Below are 4,098 nucleotides of genomic sequence, written 5' to 3' on the forward strand. Positions count from 1 at the left end.
CCGGGGAGCGGTCCAGGGGCGGGCGGTCATCCGACGACGGCTCCCGGCGCGGCGCACTCCACGGCGGGTGCGACCGGAGCGGCGGGTGGGACCGCTGCGGACGGTGCCCAAGTTCCCCCTGCCGCCTTCGGGGTGTTCGGGCCGCCGCCCGTCATGCCGTCGGACCCGGTCGCCGCCGTACCCGAGCCGAGACTCGGGGACGCGGCGGCGGCCCCGGGGAGGGTGTCGGTCAGCGTGGCCGCGACCTCCGCGCCCGGGGCGAACGGGCGGGGCCGGAAGGTGAGTTGCACGGTCGCCCTGGCGGTCGCGGGTGCGTTCGCCGCGGTAGCGGTGGGGATGGTGTCCGTGCTCGGGTTCCTGGACGGTGACAGCGGCGGTACCGACACCGCGAGCGGCGGCGACCAGGCGAGTTCGCCGGCGGCGACCCCGAGCGCCTCCGAGGAACTCCCGGGCAACCCCGGGGACGGCTCCGAGGACGGGGCGGGAGAGGGAGCGGTTCCGGAGAAGTACCTCGGGACGTGGGAGGGCGATGCCTACGCCCTGAGCGGGAATCTGCCGGCGGGCACGTTCCGCGTGACCCTTCAACAGGCCGCCGTGGGCCAGAAGCTGGGCACCTTCCGCTCCACCGACCCCATCGGCGGCGTCTGCGACGACGTGCTCGTGCTGAAGAAGGTCACGAAGAAGCAGATCACCGCCACCAGCATCGCCGACGAGGACAACCCCGGCGTGTGCACGACGGGCGAGCACGAGGTGCGCCTCGCCCCGGTCGGGGGAGAGCTCCAGTACGAGTCGGACAACGCGGACGCCGGAGACCCCACGGCCCGGATGGCGAAGGTCAAGTAGCCCTTGCTGAGCAAGTAGCCCTGCTGAGAACGAATTAGGCTGGCCGCGTGGATCTCGACCTCTGGGCGGCCGTCGCCGCCGCCGTATGGGGTGCGGCCGTCGGTGTGCTGGTGCCGCGGGCCGCGTACAGGCTGTCGGTCGAGCCGGAGGAGGCGTGGCGCGACGCCTGCCCGGCCGGGCACCCGATCAGGGGCCTGGCGCGCGGCTGGCTCGGGCGCGCCCGGTGCGGGTCGTGCGGGGCGGCCGTTCCCGCCGACGCGGGGAGTGCGGGGAGTGTGGGGCCCGCGGGGAGCGCTGACACAGGCGTGTCAGGCGTGTCAGGCGTGTCAGGCGCGTCCGGCGTGTCAGGCGCGTCCGGCGTGTCAGGCGCGGCAGGTGCGTCCGGCGCGTCGTACGGCCCGAGCACGCCCGTCGTCGCGCTGGCGACCGCCCTCGTGTGCGCGGCCCTCGCGCTGGCCACCGGTACGCGGCCCGAGCTGGCCGTCTGGCTGCTGCTCGCGCCGGTGGGCGTGCTGCTCACCCTGGTGGACCTGCGCGTGCAGCGGCTGCCGGACCTGCTGACGCTGCCGCTCGCCGGCACGGCACTCGTGCTGCTGGGGGCGGCGGCGCTGCTGCCGGAACACGCGGGGGAATGGCGTACGGCGCTGTTCGGGGCCCTCGCGCTCGGCGGGTTCTACTTCCTCTTCTTCCTCATCAGACCGATCGCCCTCGGCTTCGGCGATGTGAAGCTGGCGCTGGGGCTCGGGGCGGTGCTCGGCTGGTACGGGTGGGGGGCGCTGTTCCTGGGCACGTTCGCCGGGTCCGTCTTCGGGAGCGTGCACGTGACAGCACTCGTCCTGCTGCGGCGCGCCGAGCGCAGGGCACCGGTCGCGCTGGGTCCGTACATGATCGCGGGGGCGTTCGCGGGGGTGCTGCTGGAGGCGTACGCGGCCTGACGGGCGGTTCGGAGCGGGGGTGTCCGCAGCCGTCCACGGCCGTCCGCAGCGTCCACGGCCGCCCGTAGCCGTTCCGCAGCCGTCCACGGCCTGGCGTCGGGCGGTCGTGGCCCCTGGCGTAGGCTGGTTCGGTCCGTCCACACCCTTACGAAGCTTTACGAAAGGGACGCCCGGTGACCGAGAACGCCGACCTCACGTCGATTGATGTCACAGCCGTCCTTGACCGTGCCGCCGCGGGTGGGCGGATCACTCCCGAGGAGGCGCTCGTCCTCTACCGCGACGCGCCGCTGCACGCGCTGGGCGCCGCCGCGGACGCCGTACGGCGGCGGAAGTACGCGGGTGTCGAGCACATCGCGACGTACATCATCGAGCGGAACATCAACTACACGAACGTCTGCGTGACGGCGTGCAAGTTCTGCGCGTTCTACGCGGCGCCGAAGGACACGGCCAAGGGCTGGACCCGGGACCTGGACGACATCCTGCGCCGTTGCGCCGAGACCGTCGAACTCGGCGGTACCCAGATCATGTTCCAGGGCGGGCACCACCCTGACTACGGCGTCGAGTACTACGAGAAGCACTTCGCCGCCATCAAGAAGGAGTTCCCGCAGCTGGTCATCCACTCCCTCGGCGCGTCCGAGGTCGAGCACATGGCCCGCATCTCGAAGGTGAGCGTGGAGGAGGCCATCCAGCGCATCCACACGGCCGGTCTGGACTCCTTCGCGGGCGCCGGCGCCGAACTGCTGCCCGCCCGGCCCCGCAAGGCCATCGCGCCGCTGAAGGAGAGCGGCGAGCGCTGGCTGGAGATCATGGAGACCGCGCACAACCTGGGCGTGGAGTCCACGTCGACGATGCTCATGGGCACCGGCGAGACGAACGCCGAGCGCATCGAGCACCTGCGGATGATCCGTGACGTACAGGACCGGACGGGCGGCTTCCGGGCCTTCATCCCGTACACCTACCAGCCGGAGAACAACCACCTCAAGGGCCGTACGCAGGCCACGCTCTTCGAGTACCTGCGGATGATCGCCATCGCGCGGCTCTTCATGGACAACATCGCCCACATCCAGGGCTCCTGGCTGACGACGGGCAAGGAGATCGGCCAGCTGTCGCTCCACTACGGTGCGGACGACCTCGGCTCGATCATGCTGGAGGAGAACGTGGTGTCGTCGGCCGGCGCCAAGCACCGTTCCAACCGGCAGGAGATCATCGACCTGATCCGCAAGGCCGGCCGGGTCCCCGCCCAGCGCACCACGACGTACGAGCACATCGTCGTCCACGACGACCCGGCGAACGACCCCGTCGACGAGCGGGTGGCCTCGCACATCTCGTCGACGGCGATCGAGGGCGGCACGGCCCACCCCGAGCTGAAGCTGCTGGCGTCCAACTGAGCGTCCGTCTGAGCGTCCAACTGAGGTACGTGTGCTGACGATTCACGCCGCGGACGAGGTGCGGCGCGCCTGGGACGACCCCGAGCCGGTCAAGGACGGTGCCGTCGCCGTGGAGGGCGACCGGGTCGCCGCCGTGGGGACGCTGGCGGAGGTTCAGGAGCGGTTCCCGGGCGCCCGCGTACGCCGCTGGCCCGGCGTCCTGGGGCCCGCCCGCGTCCATGAGGGCCCGCTTCCGGACGCCCCTACGCCGCGTGAACGCGTCCACGCGGTGCTCAAGTCGGGTGCGGTCGCGGTCCTGGCGGAATACGCCGGCGCGCCCGAACTGCGGGCTGCGGCCGAGCGGAACGATGTGGTGGTGCTGCCGGGTGTTCGTCCGGCGGTCATCGTGAGGGGCGGCCGTGCGGATCTCGCGGTGCTCGACGGGACGGGGGCGTGCGTCGCCACGGTGTGCGCGGGCCGCTTGGTACACCGACGCCGCTGACGTCCGCCGAGTTTCCTCGCCCCTGCCGCCCCTACCCGTCCCATCCCCAGGGGCTCCGCCCCTTCGACCCCGGCAAAAGGGGCTGCGCCCCCTGGACCCCCGGGGTTTGGGGCTGCGCCCCGGCCTCATCTTTCGGGGGTCCCTCGGCCCCCTCTTCGGGGCTCCGCCCCTGGCCCCCGGTTTCGGGGGCCAGCCCCCGGACCCCCGCTCCTCAAACGCCGGAGGGGCTGGAATGTGCGGGCGGAGCTGGGTTTTTACCGGTCGGGGCCGGGTGCTTGCCAGCCAGGGCCGAGACCTTCCGGCCAGGGGCTGGGACCCTCCGGCTGAGGCCCGGGATGGATCGTCCTGCTGGGGATGTGAAGCCGTCGCCAGGCACTCCCAGCCCGTCCGGCGTTTGAGGACGAGGCCGTTCAGGCCGATGAGCGGGGGTCTGGGGGCGGCAGCCCCCAGG

General features: G+C 72.5%; 3 protein-coding genes and 1 pseudogene. All 4 read left to right on the forward strand.

Annotation, left to right across the window (positions count from 1 at the left end; genetic code table 11):
• Positions 1-843 (forward strand): annotated as a pseudogene (locus FPZ41_RS45275) (serine/threonine protein kinase); the annotation flags it as partial.
• A gap of 47 nt (positions 844-890) precedes the next feature.
• Positions 891-1,778: a prepilin peptidase gene (locus FPZ41_RS45280; protein ID WP_322621548.1), complete on the forward strand. Its 888-nt coding sequence runs from the start codon at positions 891-893 to the stop codon at positions 1,776-1,778.
• 173 nt (positions 1,779-1,951) lie between these two features.
• Positions 1,952-3,166 (forward strand): cyclic dehypoxanthinyl futalosine synthase, encoded by a 1,215-nt coding sequence (gene mqnC, locus FPZ41_RS45285; protein ID WP_322621549.1) that lies wholly within the window; start codon positions 1,952-1,954, stop codon positions 3,164-3,166.
• A 31-nt stretch (positions 3,167-3,197) separates the two neighbouring features.
• Positions 3,198-3,647 (forward strand): imidazolonepropionase-like domain-containing protein, encoded by a 450-nt coding sequence (locus tag FPZ41_RS45290; protein WP_322621550.1) that lies wholly within the window; start codon positions 3,198-3,200, stop codon positions 3,645-3,647.
• Positions 3,648-4,098: the final 451 nt, after the last annotated feature.

Origin of the sequence: Streptomyces acidicola (genome assembly GCF_009377235.1) — a bacterium.
GTDB lineage: Bacteria > Actinomycetota > Actinomycetes > Streptomycetales > Streptomycetaceae > Streptomyces > Streptomyces acidicola.